Here is a 17,411-nt window from a genome sequence, read left to right as displayed (position 1 = left end):
TATAAATTTTTCTAACTTAGTTTATACTAACGTTTACTCTTATCCAATCGTCTAGAGTCTTTAGGTTAATGTCACTAAAAACTTGTTTTTCGACTAAAGAATTCAATAAATCGTTTAAAACGGCTGATAACGAACGGAAAAGTAAAAACCATTGTCTTGTAAGCTATTTCCCTTATTTTGCTTAGAAATTAAAGGAACACCATAATCTAAACGAACACTTAATCCATTGGTAATTAACCAACGAACACCTAAACCAATACCGACTAATGTAGCATTTTCAGGATCGGGTAATAAATTATTCCATCCTGTTCCTGCTTCGATGAATGGGGTAATCTGAAATATACTGGGATCTCTGGTTAATGGTATCCGAAATTCTAAAGATGCAATCAAGGCATTATCTGTGACGAGTTGGTTCTGTACATATCCCCTAACAGTATCAATCCCACCGATGCTAAACTGTTCGATAATGGGGAGTGCATCGGGCGTTAGTTGAGCATAACCACGACCTACAACTAAGACTCTTGATGTGATTCTTTGCACCCATTGAAATTGACCTAACCAGCTAAAAAATTCGCTATCGGGTTCGATATCGATTTCTGTGGAATCAAAAGCGGCTATGCCAAAATTAAATTGCGAACGAGCCGCGATAATTCGGTTAGGATTACGATTGAGCCATTCTTGGGAAAAACGTAAGATTGATAGTTTGGTTGAACCGTTTTCACACGGAAGGGAAAGACAAAATGATTCACCTTCAAGGGTACTGCGACTACGCCTTAGATCAAAATCTAAGCCAACAGCCCATTCATTTTGAGGAGAACGGAATAAAGGTTGACGAATTCCGACGGTAAAGGTTTCGCTCTCATTACGGATATCAAATTCTCGAAACAGTGATTCAGTAATTACGGTCTGACTGTTGTAGTAACGAACGCTGATGGTTCCATCATAGGCGTTAATTGGAACAGTGTATCGTACATCATACAGATCGAGTCCTTCTGAAATCGAATATTCTCCGTAAATGCGATCGCCAAATCCCAATAAGTTATTATGTTCTAAAGAGATCGTACCTTGTTCGGAACCAATACTCGGAGGTCGATAGTTATTCCCTTCGATTCCTGCATGGAAGGCGTTTGCTTCTTTAAGTTGTAATTTTAAGATATTGCGTCCTGGTGCGCTTCCAACGGTTAATTCTGCGTTAACTTGTTCGAGAAGAGGATCGAGTTGCAGGAGTTCTAAAGATCTTTGTAAGTCTGCTTGATTAAAGGGTGTATCAATACCAATGGCTAAACGAGAACGGATGTAACCTTGTCTGAGTCGTCTTAGTCCACTAATTTCGACGTTTTCAATCTCTCCTTCAATGACTTGAATTTGGACGGTTCCGCTAGTAATATCTTGGTTATTGGGGAGAAAGGCACCTGATGTAATGTAGCCTCTTTGAACATAAAGTTGGGTAATTTCTGTCCGTAAACACAGCAATTCTTCAAAAGTAACATCGCGGTTTTCATAGCGGCTAACGAGGTCAGTAATTTCTTGATGTAAGATGGTATTTCCAACTATTTCTATTTTTTGAATCGAAATTTTTTCACTATTTTCGGCTACGGGACAATTTAAATTTGTCGTTGGAGATAATTCAAACGTTTGAGCGAGTGCTATTTCAGCATTTCCAAACCAAAAAAGACTATTAAATAAACCAAAAATCAGCCATTTATTATTAATTTTCATGATTTTTTTATTAATTAATTACATTTTGTGCTTAAAACCATCTTTCCATCATTAAGACGGTAAAACCCCTGCGGTTCATCAATTTTGGGTAGGGGAGATGGTTTGGGAATTGTAAGAATTGTTCCCGTCGGGTAGGGTGATGTTAAATTGTGGTTAGGGCGCGTTGGTAATCCATCTGGGCCAGTCAGAACAAATGTACCTGCTTGTTGTTGATGGGGAACAACGCAGCTATTAGCTAATAAATTTTCTGTATTAATTAGGGTTTCTGGGAACTCAAACAGACTATTTTGAATAAAGGTTAAATCTGGAACACTGATTACACCTGAAACGGCACCACTAGCATTGATATCGACTCGGTTGTTATTATCTAAGTTATCAGGATTTTGATTATTTTGCTCAGTTGGAGAATAGCCATTGCCGAAGAAAACAGGAGTATTGAGCGTAATATTACCGCCGATGCCGTCTTGAGCAAAAGCTAAGATATCGCTATCATTGAAAGCTAAAATCGAATCAGCATTTAGGTTTATATCACCACCACCACCTGCACCACTTGAAACATTGGTACGGATGTCGCTGTTACCTCGCAAACGGATGTCTTGTGCAGAGATAGTAATACTACCTCCCGATGCTTGCGTTGCTGAGGTAGAGATAGTGCTATTGTTGCTAGTCAGGGTATTTTGAACACGTATTGTGAGATTACCTGCATTTCCCGTTCCAATAGAACTAGCAGTAATATTAGAGTTGTCGGTTAGGGTGAGTGTATTCGTATTTAGTTGGAGGTTACCCGCAAGTCCTGCACCAGAAGCCGCCGCCGATACTCTGCTAAAATTGCTTAAATTGACTGTTTCTGCTTGGATTTTGAGGGTACCGCCTTCACCTTGATTGAGGGTAGCGATCGAAATTTCAGCACCAGCACTAAGGGATAACTCGCCAGTTTTAATCTCGATCCCACCACTGTTTCCAGTTGCTTGAGATGGATCTACTCCGAGTACTTGAACCAGAGATGATAAACCTTCGATCCCAGATCCTGCGGCTAAACCACTGGGTCGGCCATTTGGTGCTTGTCCACTCGCTTCAATCCGTCCCCTAGAGGTATTAACGATCAAGTTGCCACCATTCCCAGTCGCGTAGGTTGCTGCTGTAACTAATGCTCCATTACTAATGATTAAGCTTGGTGTGTTGATGGTTAAATCTTTGCCATGACCACTTCCTGCGGTTCCAGTTGAAAGACCACTGGGTATATTATCGCTTGCGGTTGAAAGCAGTTCGATTTCTCCAGTTGCATTAACCGTTAAATTCCCGCTATCTCCACTACCAGAGGTGGCTGTTAAGATTAGTGCGCCATTGTCTACACGCAAAGAATGAGTATCGATGTGCATATTCCCCGCATCACCACTACCTGTAGTTGCTGTGAGAAATGAACTGCGATTATCTAAAGAGGGGGATGTTCCTGTTAAAATAATTGTCTCACTTTCGATCAATAGATCTCCACCCTGTCCCTGAGTAAGTTCACCCGTTCCCGTTGAAATAATTCCGCCATCTTTGAGTAACAAAAAGGGCGATCGGATCGTGATATCTCCACCATTTCCTAGCGCGTTATCGAGTATTTCCGAAGCAATTAGACTCGGTAAAGGATCATACACGCTTTTCTGTGGCTCACCAAGCGTTAGATTATTTTCAGTAGTACCGATGATCTCAATTTTTTCAGTAGCAAGGATCGTAATTGAACCACCTTGGCCTTTTAGAAAAGTAGAAGCACTGATCGCCGCACCGTTTTGCAGGCTTAATCTTCCCGTGTTCAGGTTGATATTTCCTGCATCGCCATCCGATTGAGAGAAAGAAACTAAACCAAGTGGTGCTAGAATTGGTTCTTCGGCAAGGGGAAATGGAATTTCAATAACGGCATCGGGTAGGGTGTTAATCAATGTAATGGACTCTGTAGCCTCAATGTTCAAATTTCCTGCCAAACCTCCGCTTACGATCCCTGTTTCAAGATCGATCTCTTCACTGTCGAGTGTAGATGTTGCTCCGAGAGAGTTTTCTAAGATAACCTGTCTAGCATTGATTGAAAGATCGCCCGCGTTGCCTGTTCCTAGAGATAAGGTAGCTATAATACTTTGATCTTGTACGTTTAATCTTCCAGTGTTAATCAAAATCGTGCCACTTTTTCCAGCACCTGCGGTTATCGAAATGATTTGACCTTTTGTAATATTAATAGTGTCTGTTGCGTTCAGGGTAATATTTCCTGCATCACCCATCCCGAATGTCGAGGCGGAAATTGATGTATTTGGTTGAATTTCAATGTTTGCGGCTTGAAAATTGATCGCTCCACCTGTTCCAGATGCGGATAGATCGCTGTTGAGTTGTCCCTGTTCTAAGATAGTAATTGTTCCCGTTTGGCTTTTTAATGTAATATCACCTGAATTGCTGGCTCGTTCAATTCCAGGAAAACCGACTGGATTGAAGCTAGAAGTATTAATCGCACGGATAGTCAGATTTTCTTGTGCTAATAGCTTTACATCGCCTCCATTACCTAATATTTTGGATGTTTGCACAGTGTCAAGGGAAATAGCACCACGAGAATCGATTAACGCTGCACCTGCATTTCCTTGATAGATAGGAAGTCTGGGAGGAGAGATCGAAAAACCATCATCAAGTGCGATCAAACCTATTTCGATCTTGCCTCCATTTAGTGTGGTGTTAGGTTGATATTGATTGGTTATAAATACTAACCCATTGGCGTTACGATTGAAGACTGAGCCGATTGTAATATCTGCACTTGTCGGCACTTCTGAACTTCCAATACTGTTAGCATTAACTCCAGCGCGAATATCTAGGGTTGGCTGAAGATTACCGTTAATTTGAAGACTCGATCCATCGGATAAGGTGACGGTTTCTTGTATAGAATTAGCTGTTGTGTCTGCTCCAGTAATGACGATCGTTTCTGAGATTGTGACGCTACCACCCGCTATGATATGAAGGGATGCCCCACGATAGCTATTTAATAATACATCTCCAGATGATCGGATGGCTGGATCTTTTAAACTAACTAGATCTCCAATGCTTCCATCTAGTCTCTCTATACGAAAATGTCCGCCACTCCAGAAATGAGCATCACCTTCGATGGGGAATGCCGATCGCAAAATTAAATTACCACCCGCAAATAAGCCACTATCAGAATGGTTTAAAATATTTATCTTGACATTTTTTTCAGATTGTGCTTCAAATTGACCTCCCGCATAGGCAATAAAGGGATGAGTGATACTATCAGTAATTAAAATCGTGTTGAGGGCTTTTAGGGTTAGGTTACCACCTGCTGATAGTTGTCCATGTAAATCTAAATTTCCTGCACTGAGGGTTAAATCTTGCCCGACGACTAAATTACCGCGATTAATCAGTGTTGCATTGTTATTATCTGTTTGTAGACCAAGAGGTACACTAATGGTTAATAAAGCATTATTTTGCGGATTGATTGCACTAAAAACTGTCCCATCAGCAAACTTTACTGTGTCTGCTGTTGTCCCAACAAATGAGCCACGAATATCTAAACTAGAATGGGGGCCGAAAATAATCCCATAAGGGTTAAGAAAATATAAATTTGATTGACCCAATACGCCAAGGGTACCTAAGATCTGTGAAGGATTACCCCCAGTCACGCGAGAAAAAATATTCATCACTCCAGATGGATTGGCAAAATAAATGCCAAATCCTTCATTGATATTAAAGTTTTGAAAACTATGAAATAAGTTACCGCCACGTCTGGCACCTCCATCAATTCTTTCATTGAGTGCATCTATCTGATTAACTTTTGATTTTTCATTCCCCAAAGTTGAGTCAGGGATGACTTGTGCTTGAGTTTTTGCTGAATATAAGCTTTCTGTGAGCAGTAACGAGCCAAGTAATACAAATGTATTTAAGTAAAAGATATTGATTTTCCGTTTCATTTAATTAAAATTATGAGTATTAAAAGCAAAATTTTTAAAAATCAGGATAATGCGCTCAATTATAAAGCTGTTATTGAGAATACCAAATGAATAATAATATTTCTTTATTTTTTAAGTTGATCAACTGCTTCATATAGCTTATTTGATTAAATAAGACAATTTATTCATTAAAAACACTTTCTACTTAAAACCATTTTTCCATCATTAAGACGATAAAACCCTTGCGGTTCGTCGATTTTTGGTGGAGATGGTTCGGGAATGGTTTCTATTGTTCCAGTTGGGTAGGGTGATGTTAAATTATGGTTAGGGCGCGTTGGTAATCCATCTGGCCCCGTTAGAATAAATGTACCCGTTTGTTGTTGATTAGGAACAACGCAGCTAGAAGCAATCAGATTTTCTGTATTAATCAGAGTTTCTGGGAACTCAAACAGACTATTTTGAATAAAGGTTAAATCGGGAACATTGATTACCCCTGAGACGGCACCACTGGCATTAAGATCAACGCGATCGTTATTATTTAAGTTATCAGGATTTTGATTCATTTGATCAGTTGCTTGATAACCATTGCCGAAGAAAATCGGAGTATTGAGAGTAATATTACCTCCGATTCCATCTTTAGCAGAAGCTATAATATCGCTATCGTTAAAGGCTAAGATTGAATCAGCAGTCAGAGTAATATCGCCACCACCACCAGCACCACTAGCGACTGAGGTACGGAGATCGCTGTTACCTCGTAAACGAATATCTTTTGCAGATATCGTGATAATCCCTCCAGATGCTTCATTTGCTAAGGTAGAGATAGTGCCATTATTACTTTGTAGGGTATTTTGAACACGTATTGTGAGATTACCTGCATTTCCTGTTTCTTGAGAACTAGAGGTAGAGATTTCCGCACTATTTTGAATCGTTAAGTTTTGAGAATCAATTGATATATTACCGCCATTTCCTGTACCAATTAAAGGGTCTGGAAGATCATTGACTTTTAATTCTTGTCCTGTCTCTGCTACAATTCTGCTGCGGATGGGGTTATTGGGATTGTTGTTAGATACAGTACCATCCAAATATATTAAATCAGAAGCATTAATTATAATATCTCCTCCATCTCCAGTTCCAAAAGTAGAAGCGACAATCTCTGCACCCTCTTGAATTTCTAGCCGTTGTGTGTTGATGGTAATATCGCCAGCTTTTCCTTCTCCTCTGGTTTGTACTGATATTGCACTGGCACGATCTCTATCGTTTGCTCGTCCTCTCTGACTTGCCACCCCAATTAGTTCGACAGTTTCAGAAGCATTAATTAAAATACTACCGCCATCCGATCGCTTAATCGTTGAAGATGTGATCTTTCCGCCATCTTCTAAGCTTAAATGTCTGGTGTTGATGATTAAACCGCCCGCGCTACCTTCTCCTTGTGCATCACTCGAAAGTTTACTGGGTTTTGAATCTTGCTCATTTTTAGAGCTTCCAATCACTTCGACTCTCTCTGTGACATTAACGGTAATACCACCGCTATTTCCTTGACTTTTTTCTTTAGCTGTGCTAGTAATCTGTGAGCCATCTTGAATACTTAAATGAGAGGCATTAATGATCATGCGCTGACCATTTTTGTTATCTTGGATATCTGCAGCAATAGTTGAACTATCGGTGAGGGTGATTTTTTGTCCTGCTAAAATGACTGTACCGCTTGCTGTATCTACTTTAGCTTTTTGAGTTAGCGTAATATTGGCGAGTTGGATCTCGTTAGGTACACTCAGATGAAATTTTTCATCTAAACCAATTGTTCCTAAATCAAGAATTCCTACAAGTTCAACTCTGCCATCTAATGCGATCGCACTTCCTCCCATCATTTTAATTTCCCCACCTACGATTAACAAGCTTTTTTGATTGGGGACTTTCAAACTCGCTTGATTGACAATTGTTGCGCTCGGTTGTTGTGTAAATACTAAGGCATCTGGTTGAATCGTCAATAATGGCGGTGTTTCTGGATTTGTTGCGCTAAAAAAACCTTGATCGCCAAATTTAATACTATTTGCTGATGTTGTTAAAAATGAGCCATTAATATCGAGTTTTGCATTTTTACCAAAAATAATACCGTAAGGATTAAGCAAAAATAAATTTGATTGACCATTAACACCTAATTTCCCTAAAATTTGAGAAGGATTACCCCCAGTTACCCGCGTAAATATATTCATCACCCCTTGAGGGTTAGCAAATAAAACGCCTTTTCCTTCTTTAATATTAAATTCTTGGAAACTATGAAATAAATTTCCTCCTCGTCTAGCACCTCCATCTATTCTGTCATTGAGTGTATCTATTGGGTTGACGCTTGATTTTTCGTTACCCAGAGTTTGATCGGGAATGACTTGTGCTTGAGTATTGGCTGAAATTAAGCTTTCTATCAGTAGCAGAAATGCCAATATAACCAAGTTTTGAGGCTTCATTGTATTTAAGTGTTTTTGTTAAAAGATAAAAAGTCTAAAATTGAGAAGATGTCATTGATTATAGAGCCGTCATCAATCAAATTTAGACAAATAATCATAATTCTTGATTTTTGCTTTTTTCATTAATTACACTTTTTACTTAAAACCATCATACCATTAGAAAGACGATAAAACCCTTGCGGTTCATCGATTTTTGGTAGAGATGATTTGGGAATTGTTTCAACTGTTCCAGTGGGGTAGGGAGATGATAGATTATTGTTCGGACGAGTGGGTAATCCTTCTGCACCTGTTAGGATAAATGTACCTGTTTGTTGTTGATTGGGAACGACACAGCTAGAAGCAATCAGATTTTCTGTATTAATTAGGGTTTCTGGTAGTTCAAACAGGCTATTTTGAATAAATGTTAAATCGGGAACACTGATAACACCAGAGACGGCACCACTAGCATTAATATCGACTCGGTTATTATTCTCTAAGGTGTCGGGATTTTGTGTTTCATCGGTTAAGATATAACCACTACCGAAGAAAACAGGAGTATTAAGACTAATATTACCTCCGATTCCGTCTTTGGCAGAAGCTAAGATATCACTATCGTTGAAAGCTAGAATTGAATCAGCAGTTAGGGTAATATCGCCACCACCACCTGCACCAGTTGAAACATTGGTACGGAGATCGCTGTCATTTCGTAAACGGATATCTTGTGCAGAGACAGTGATGTTACCTCCAGATGCTTGCTCTGCTGAGGTAGAAATAGTGCTGTTGTTGCTGGTGAGAGAATTTTGGACACGTATTGTTAGATTTCCTGCATCTCCAGTTCCTATCGAACTAGCGGTAATATTTGAGTTGTTGAGGTTTAATGTATTTGTTTTGAGTGTAATATTACTCGCTTGTGTTGCTACTCCTTTTTCTTGAATTTCTGTAGAAATGGTGCTGTTATCGAGTGTAATCATTTGAGCATCTGGTACAGTGATACTTCCTGCATTTCCTGTGCCATCGGTACTAGAACTAATGCTTGAATTGTGTAAACTTAATTGAGGAGTCTTGAGTGTAATCGTTTGAGCATTTCCTGTTCCGTTTGTAAGGACGGCGTTACTAATTTCACTATTATTTGTTAATGTGATATTTTCGGTTCCTGTAAGATTGATGATTCCTGTGTCGCCAACTCCAGATGTAGAAGCTGTAATTTTGGATTGATTGAGACTAATATTTTGTGCGGTTGGTACGGTAATACTTCCTGCGTTTCCTTCAGCTGTAGTACTAACGCTAATGACTGATTGATTCAAACTGAGGTGTTGTGTAGAGGGTAGACTGATACTTCCTGCATTTCCTACTCCTGTGCTGATGGCATTGACAAAAGAGTTATTTAATTCTAGTTGTTGATTAATGAGTGTAATTTCTCCTGCATTACCTGTTCCATCTGTACTTGCACTGATGCTAGAGTTATCTAAGGTAAGTGTCTTTGATGTTAAGGTGATGTTACTCGGTTTGGTGGCGGTTCCTTGTGCTTGAATTTCTGTAGAAATACGGCTGTTATTGAGGTTAATCGTTTGAGCATTCGGTATATTTATACTTCCTGCATTGCCTCCACCATTTGTCAAAGCGGTGACGGTAGCTTGTTGCAAGTTGATTTGATTGGCATCTAAGTTGATGTCTCCTGCATTGCCTGTTCCTGTTGTACTAGCTGTAACCGTGACTCCTGATGTTAAAGAAAGTTGATTGGTTGTAAGATTGATTGTTCCTGCATTGCCTGTTCCAGATGTAGAGGTTGCAATAGTACCAATTCCTCTAAGATCTATATGATTGGGCGCACTGATGTTAATATTACCGCCATTTCCACTTGCTGATGTAGACGCTGAAATCAGTCCTTGTTCGATAAAACGGATGTTTAGGTTAGGATTAGTGTTATCAGGATTTAGTGTTAGGGTACCTGCGGGTGCTTGACTTTGTGTTTCTGCGAAAATTCCCAGTTTTCCAGCAATATTGAGGTTAGAGGCGTTAATGTTGATGCTGCCACCGTCAGATGTATTGGTAGCTGTGTTAGTAGCAGTAGCACTAATTTGTGCATCTTTACCAATGGTAACGGTATGAGATGTAATTTCGATGTTTCCTGCTTTACCTGCATCACTGGTTTCGACATTGAGTTGACTATTTTCGCCCAAGATTACGGATATAGGTGCATTAACGATGATGCTGCCTCCATTTCCACCCCCTGAGGTTGAAGCTTGTATTTTGGCTCCATCTGCTAAAGTAAATTGTAGAGAGTTAATAATTATATTTCCTGCTTGTCCACTGCTAGAGGTTTGAGCAAATAATCCGCTATTAGCATTCGTAATAGTGATTTGTTCGTTAGCATTAATCGTAATACTACCCGCATTGGCTGAACTTTGGGTTAGTGTTTCAATTTGCGAGTTTTGAGAAAGATTTAGGGTATTACTGTTAATATTGACGGAGCCTGCTGCTAAATTAGCTTCGGTTCTAGCACTGAGGAGAGAATTATTAGTCAGTGTAATGGTATCTGCATATATGCTAATATTACTCGGAGTTGCTTCAATGTTTGGATTAAGTTGTGCATTTTGTCGTATTTCCGTCGAAATCGTGCTGTGATCTAGATTAATTCTATTTGCGTTATTTCCTTGATAGGAAAGGTTGATACTACCTGCACTTCCAAGACCATTGGTATAAGCGTTAATGATGGCACCTTGTAGGTTAATTTGATTGGCGTTAAGGTTAATGCTACCTGCGTTATTAGTTCCAGTTGTAGAAGCTGTGATTTCGGTTTGATTGCCGATGTTTAATTGCTCAGTTGTAATGTTAATATTACCTGCAAGTCCGCTTCCTGTAGTTTCGACAGTAATTTTACCCTCCCCTGCAATATTAATAATTTGGGGTGAACGAATGTTGATGCTGCCTCCTGTTCCTTGATTGGTAGTTCGTGCAGAGATGAGGGCAGTATCGGTAAATTGTATATTTAGATTAGGTTGATTTCCATCTGGTTTTAGGGTGAGGTTACCTGCGGGTGATTGTCCTTGTGTTTCGGCGAAAATACCCAGTTTTCCCGATAAATTAAGGTTAGAGGCATTAATTGTGATGCTACCACCTCCAGTTGTGTTGGTAGCTGTTTCTGTGGCTGTGGCACTAATTTCGGCGTTTTTTTCAATGGTAACGGTATGCGATGTGATTTCGATGTTTCCTGCTTGACCTACGTTACTGGTTTCGACGTTGAGTTGACTGTTTTCGCCTAATGTTAGAGAGATGGGTGCATTAACGGTGATGCTGCCTCCGTTTCCTGATGCGGATGTTTGGGCTGTGATGATTGCTCCTTGTGTTAAATTAAGTTGAGGAGTATTTATTGTGATATTTCCTGCTTTTCCTTCTCCTGTGGTTTGAGCAATTAGGCTTGAATTGGATAAGGTTAAGGTATCAGCAATATTTAGGGTAATATCACCTGCATCGAAATTAGTTTCTGTATTGGTTTGAATTTGACTGCCATCAGTGCTTTCTAGAGTATTAGCGGTGATAGTAATGTTGCCTGCTGTTCCTATCCCCAAGGTTTTAGCCGATATTGTTGCTTTGTCGGTGAGGAAAAGAGAATTGGTGGTAATTTCAATTCCTCCTGCATCTCCTTCGGCTGTTGATGTTCTTACTTGAGAGTAAACGCCACTGTCATCACTCTCACTATCCTTACCAGTAATAGAGATCGTCTCAGTGGCTGTAATCCTAACGGCTCCTGAGTTCCCCTTACCTAAAGTACTAGCACTTACTACCCCCCCATCAGATAAGAAAAGAGAACCTGTCGTAATCTCAATTCCTCCTGAGTTTCCTTCACCTGTTGATGCTACTCGATTGAAAATGCCACCATCAAGGCCTTGATTATCTTCACCGACAGCAGAGATCGTCTCAGTGGCTGTAATCCTAACGGCTCCTGAGTTCCCCTTACCTAAAGTACTAGCACTTACTACTCCCCCATCAGATAAGAAAAGAGAACCTGTCGTAATCTCAATTCCTCCTGAGTTTCCTTCACCTGCTGATCCTACTTGAATGAAAATGCCACTAACAAAGCCATTACTTCTTTCACCTACGGCAGAGATAGCATCAGAAGCTGTAATTTTAATTGCACCTGCGTTCCCTCTACCAAAAGTACTAGCATCTACTACTGCTCCATCTATTAAAGAAAGAGAGCCTGTCGTAATCTCAATTCCTCCTGAGTTTCCTTCGGCTGTAGGTGCTACTTGACTGAAAATGCCACTAGCAAATCTTTTACTATCCTCACCCACTGCAGAGATAGTATCACTGGCTGTAATTCGAATGGCTCCTGCATTTCCCTTTCCAAAAGTACTCGCATTTACAACTGCTCCATCGGTTAGAGAAAAAGAACCTGTGAATATCTCAATGCCTCCAGAGTTCCCTTCGGCTGTGGAGCCTACTGTACTAAAAATGCCACTACCCAATCCTTGACTATCCTCACCCATTGTAGAGATAGTATCACTGGCTGTAATTCGAATGGCTCCTGCATTTCCCTTTCCAAAAGTACTCGCATCTACAACTGCTCCATCGGTTAGAGAAAGAGAACCTGTAGTAATCTCTATGCCTCCAGAGTTCCCTTCGGCTGTAAGTGCTACTTGACTGGCAATGTTACTAACATGGCTATTCTCACCTGTTAGAGAGATAGTATCACTTGCTGTAAGCTTGATCGCTCCCGAATTTCCCTTGCCAAGAGTATTAGTTGCTACACTTGCCCCATCGATTAAGGAAATAGTTTTAGCTGTAATAATGATGTCACCGCCTGTTGTATTTGCTACTTCGGTGTAAGTATTACTTCTAATAAAACCTTCAGTTATTGAGATTGCTTCATTACTACTTAGGAGAATGTTTCCTCCGAGTAAACCATTTGAGTTAATGCCAGAATCTACACTAAGTACAATATCTCCTTGAGAGAGTAGCCTGACATCTCCTCCATTCCCCAAATAACTCAGTACATCTGAATCCGATAAATCTAAAGCGGAAACATTGACCTGTCCAGTTAAATTAATGCCACCACGAGCATCGATAACGAGATAACCACCGCCATGTACATCTCTAGTGTCAATCGCTCCGATGGTAATTCCATTTATACTGGATAAAGCTGTATTAGGTTGATATTGGTTGGTTAAAAAGACTTGACCTCCCGTCCCATTAACAACATCAGTGTAGATTTCACCAATACTAATATCTGCACTCGTCGGTGTTCCTGTATCTATAGCATTCCCAACGGCTAATGTTCCTGCTCTAATATCAAGAGTCGGTTCTGCACTTCCATCAATAACGACTGTTGTACCATTAGAAAGGGTTACTGTCTCTGTGATGCTATTTTCGACATTTTCTACCTCTGTAATCAATACTGTACCGGGAATCGTCACACTGCCACCCGCAAAGATATGCAAGGATACTCCACTATAAGAATCTAAACTAACATCACCACTAGCACGAATCACAGGATCATTATTACTCGATAAACTCCCTAAACTTCCATCTAGCTTTTCTATTCTGAAACTTCCACCACTCGAATAATGTGCATCTCCCGCAATGGGAAAATCTGAGCGCAAAATCAAATCACCACCCGAAAACAAGCCACTATTCGGATGATTTAAGATAGATATCTTGACAAGTTGATTACCTTGTGCTATCAACTGTCCACCGGCAAAGGCGACAAAAGGATTAGTGATACTATCAGTAATAAGAAGAGTGTTAAAGGCTTCTAGAGAGAGATTACCACCTGCTATAATTTGTCCCTGTAAATCTAAATTTCCTGCACTAAGAGTAAAATCTTTCCCGACGACTAGATTACCGCGATTACTCAATGTTGATTCTAGATTTCCTGTTTGTAAACCGATGGGGACACTAATCGTTAATAAAGCGTTACTTTGCGGATTAATAGCACTAAAAACTGTCTCATCAGCAAACTTTACTGCGTTGGCTGTTGAAGAGACAAATGAGCCACGAATATCTAAACTAGAATTAGGGCCGAAAATAATTCCATAGGGATTAAGAAAAAATAAATTTGATTGACCAAGTACACCTAATCTTCCTAATATCTGTGAAGCATTTCCCCCTGTGACACGCGAAAAAATATTCATTATCCCTTGAGGATTAGCAAAATAAACGCCATTTCCTTGATTGATATTAAATTCTTGGAAACTGTGGAATAAATTGCCGCCTCGTCTAGCACCGCCATCAATTCTTTCATTGAGTGCATCTATCTGATTAACGCTTGATTTTTCGTTCCCCAAAGTTGAGTCAGGAATGACTTGTGCTTGAATAGGTCTTGAAAATAAGCTTTCTATGAGCAGCAGAAATATTAGTAAAACAAGGTTTTTAGACTGAAATGAATATTTTTTAGGTTCCATTCAATTTAAGTGTTCTTGTCAAAAGTTAAAAATTCCCTAAGATGCCATCGATTATAGAATCACCATCAGCGTAAATTCGATAAATAATAATATTTCTTTATTTTTTCTAGTTCAGGTTCTAGATCAGCTAAATTAGGTTATGGGAACGTTTAACAGCATTTTTGATTATGGCTAAAATTCGTTTACTAAGATATCTCGGACTATTATTGATTAGTTTACTTCTGAGTTTAGGATTAAATTTTGCTACATCTGCTTATTCAGTTGAACCAGAACAATTAGTCATACAGGGAGTTAACCGCTATCAAACTGGAGATTATCACGGAGCGATCACCGACTGGCAAAGTGCGTTAAAAGTTTACAAAAGCTCAAATAATTCCGAAAATATTGCGATTGTTTCCGAAAATATTGCCAGAACCTATCAACAATTGGGCGATCCGTCCACAGCTATTGCTTATTGGCAAGATGCGATTAATCATTATTCTAGAACGGGTAATCTGCAAAAAGTCGGACGCAATCTCACAGAACAAGCGCAAAGTTATGCAGCTTTGGGTCAATCTCGTAATAGTATTAATTTATTATGCGGCAATTCTGATGATTTAGATTCCTTAATGTCTTGTCTTCCGAATAGTGCTTTAGAAATTGCTCGACAACAACAAGACAAAAGCGGAGAAGTAGCAGCATTAGGGAGTTTAGGGGAAGCTTATCGAGCGATCGGACAATATCCACAAAGTATTATCATTTTAGAAAAAGCCGAGCAAATTTCTGATTCTTCCCATCAAGCAGCAATTTTAAATAGTTTGGGAAATACTTATACTAAACAAGCTGATCGCATGATGATCCAAGCTAATTCAGCCTTATTGCGTGGTTCAAGTCAAGGGAATATCTTTAAAGAACAGGCTAACCAATATTATCAAAAAGCGCAAGAATTTTTTAATAAAAGTATTGAAATTGCTCAACAACAAAATAATACAACAGGGCAACTGAAAGGACAACTCAATTTAATTCAATTGGGTAAGCAAATTTCAGCAACACAAAGGGATGCAGTCATTCAAGAAAGCTTAGAATTGTTAGAAAAAGTGTCGAATTCACCAGATAAAATTTATGCAGCAATCACTTTAGCGAATTTACCCGATGATGGCATCCCTCTAACTGAACCTTTAGCACAATGTCCGACAAAAAGAAAGTTATCTCAAAGTGAGGCGGAAAATTTATTAAAAACTGCCGAAGAAAATGCTAAACAATTACAAGATCCACGCTCACATTCTTTTGCTTTAGGTGCATTAGGACATTTTTATGAGTGCAACCAAGATTATGCTCAAGCTCTAGAATATACCAGACAAGCGAAATGGAATGCAGATCAAAATCAAGCAAATAAGGATAGTTTGTACTTGTGGGAATGGCAAACGGGAAGAATTCAAGAGACAAAAGGAGAAACTGAACCTGCGATCGCAGCTTACCAAAATGCAGTAACATCATTAGAACAGATTCGGAGCGATATTCTTTCATCCGAGCGAGATGTACAATTCGATTTCCGTGATCAAATTGAACCTGTTTACCGTCAATTAGCTAGATTAAGACTCCAAAAAGCCACTCAAGAGACGTTGAGTCTACCACAAAAAGAACAGGAATTAACCCAAGGTTTAGATACGATTGATCGTCTGAGATTAGCAGAATTACAAAATTATTTAGGAAATGATTGTTTTTTGGGTGATTCTCAAATTAATCAACAGACAGAACTCAATAACCCCAATACAGCGATTTTTAATTCAATTATTTTAGACGAAGAAACAGCAATTATTGTCAGTTTACCCAATGGAGAAAAAAAGATTCATTGGATTTTTAAACCCCGTTCCGAAGTGAACAGCACACTATCTCGTTTTCGTCAAGGACTAATTGAGAGCCGATTAGCAATTGATGATTATGATCTAACCCAAGCTAGGAATCTTTATGATTGGTTGATCCATCCTTTTGAAACCGATTTACAAAAACAACAAATTAATACACTTGTATTTGTTCAAGATGGACTGTTTAGAACAATTCCGATGTCTGCTCTCTATGATGGAGAAAAATTTCTAGTAGAAAATTATGCACTCGCTCTAACTCCTAGTTTAAGTTTAGTCTTACCTGAATCAGAGCAAAAACAAGAACGCGCTCTGATTTTGGGAGTGACTCAACCCACTGTAATCGATCAACAAAATTTCGAGAAATTAACAAATGTACCTTTAGAAGTCGCTCAGGTACAACTTAATTTTGCAAGTAATACACTATTGTTAGATGAGGCTTTTAATCGTGAAAACTTAGAAAAAGAACTCAATCAATCTAACTATAAAGTGATTCATGTAGCAACTCATGCCCAATTTGGCACAATTCCAGATGATACTTTTCTTGTTATTGGAAACAACAATAAATTAACCATCAAAGAATTAGAAAAAGTTTTACGGCAATTGGGAGGAGATTCTGAATCAATTGAACTATTAGCCTTAACAGCTTGTCAAACCGCAGAAGGTGATGAACGCTCAACATTAGGATTAGCGGGAGTAGCCGTTCAAGCGGGGGTTAAAAGCGTTTTAGCCTCATTATGGTCAATTCCAGATGAATCTACTTTACAACTCATTACCAATTTTTATCAAAACTTAGCCCAAAATAATGTTACTAAAGCCGAAGCTCTCCGCACTGCCCAAATAGCTTTAATTAAAGCTAAACAAAATGCTCAGATTAATGATCAATATGATAATCCTGCGTATTGGGCCCCTTTTATCTTAATTGGAAATTGGAATTAAACTTCACATTTTTGAAATTAAAGTCACCAAAAAATGGAAAAATTAGGCCAAAAAGTCACAATTTTAACCGAGTTTTAGAAAAATGAAAAAATTTTGTTAAGATTTTTGTCATGCTACTCAAAATCCTGCTATATCAAAGATACAGCA

General features: G+C 39.1%; 5 protein-coding genes. 1 reads left to right on the top strand and 4 read right to left on the bottom strand.

The window, feature by feature from the left end; translation table 11 throughout:
* Positions 1–114 precede the first annotated feature (114 nt).
* The 4 genes from CFPU101_RS17190 to CFPU101_RS17175 form a co-directional block, all read right to left on the bottom strand.
* Positions 115–1,719 carry a ShlB/FhaC/HecB family hemolysin secretion/activation protein gene (locus CFPU101_RS17190; RefSeq protein ID WP_206816561.1) on the bottom strand — a complete coding sequence of 535 codons (1,605 nt, stop codon included), beginning with the start codon at positions 1,717–1,719 and terminating at the stop codon, positions 115–117.
* 14 nt (positions 1,720–1,733) lie between these two features.
* Positions 1,734–5,663, bottom strand: a complete 3,930-nt coding sequence (locus tag CFPU101_RS17185; protein ID WP_206816560.1) for a filamentous hemagglutinin N-terminal domain-containing protein — start codon at positions 5,661–5,663, stop codon at positions 1,734–1,736.
* A 167-nt stretch (positions 5,664–5,830) separates the two neighbouring features.
* On the bottom strand, positions 5,831–8,101 hold the full coding sequence (locus CFPU101_RS17180) for a filamentous hemagglutinin N-terminal domain-containing protein (RefSeq protein ID WP_206816559.1): 2,271 nt from the start codon (positions 8,099–8,101) through the stop codon (positions 5,831–5,833).
* 122 nt (positions 8,102–8,223) lie between these two features.
* A complete protein-coding gene (locus CFPU101_RS17175) occupies positions 8,224–14,484 on the bottom strand; it encodes a filamentous hemagglutinin N-terminal domain-containing protein (RefSeq protein ID WP_206816558.1) in 6,261 nt (2,086 codons plus the stop codon).
* A 167-nt stretch (positions 14,485–14,651) separates the two neighbouring features.
* On the opposite strand from CFPU101_RS17175, the gene CFPU101_RS17170 reads away from it, so the two are divergent.
* Positions 14,652–17,264 carry a CHAT domain-containing protein gene (locus CFPU101_RS17170; RefSeq protein ID WP_206816557.1) on the top strand — a complete coding sequence of 871 codons (2,613 nt, stop codon included), beginning with the start codon at positions 14,652–14,654 and terminating at the stop codon, positions 17,262–17,264.
* Positions 17,265–17,411: the final 147 nt, after the last annotated feature.

Origin of the sequence: Chroococcus sp. FPU101, from assembly GCF_017312365.1 — a bacterium.
Lineage (GTDB): Bacteria > Cyanobacteriota > Cyanobacteriia > Cyanobacteriales > Microcystaceae > Chroococcus.
This window is presented reverse-complemented; position numbering and strand designations above follow the sequence as displayed.

Excerpts from the sequence above, each read along its gene's own strand:
- CFPU101_RS17185 (WP_206816560.1), bottom strand. The coding sequence starts at position 5,663 with ATGAAACGGAAAATCAATATCTTTTACTTAAATACATTTGTATTACTT.
- CFPU101_RS17180 (WP_206816559.1), bottom strand. The coding sequence starts at position 8,101 with ATGAAGCCTCAAAACTTGGTTATATTGGCATTTCTGCTACTGATAGAA.
- CFPU101_RS17175 (WP_206816558.1), bottom strand. The coding sequence starts at position 14,484 with ATGGAACCTAAAAAATATTCATTTCAGTCTAAAAACCTTGTTTTACTA.
- CFPU101_RS17170 (WP_206816557.1), top strand. The coding sequence starts at position 14,652 with ATGGCTAAAATTCGTTTACTAAGATATCTCGGACTATTATTGATTAGT.
- CFPU101_RS17190 (WP_206816561.1), bottom strand. The coding sequence starts at position 1,719 with ATGAAAATTAATAATAAATGGCTGATTTTTGGTTTATTTAATAGTCTT.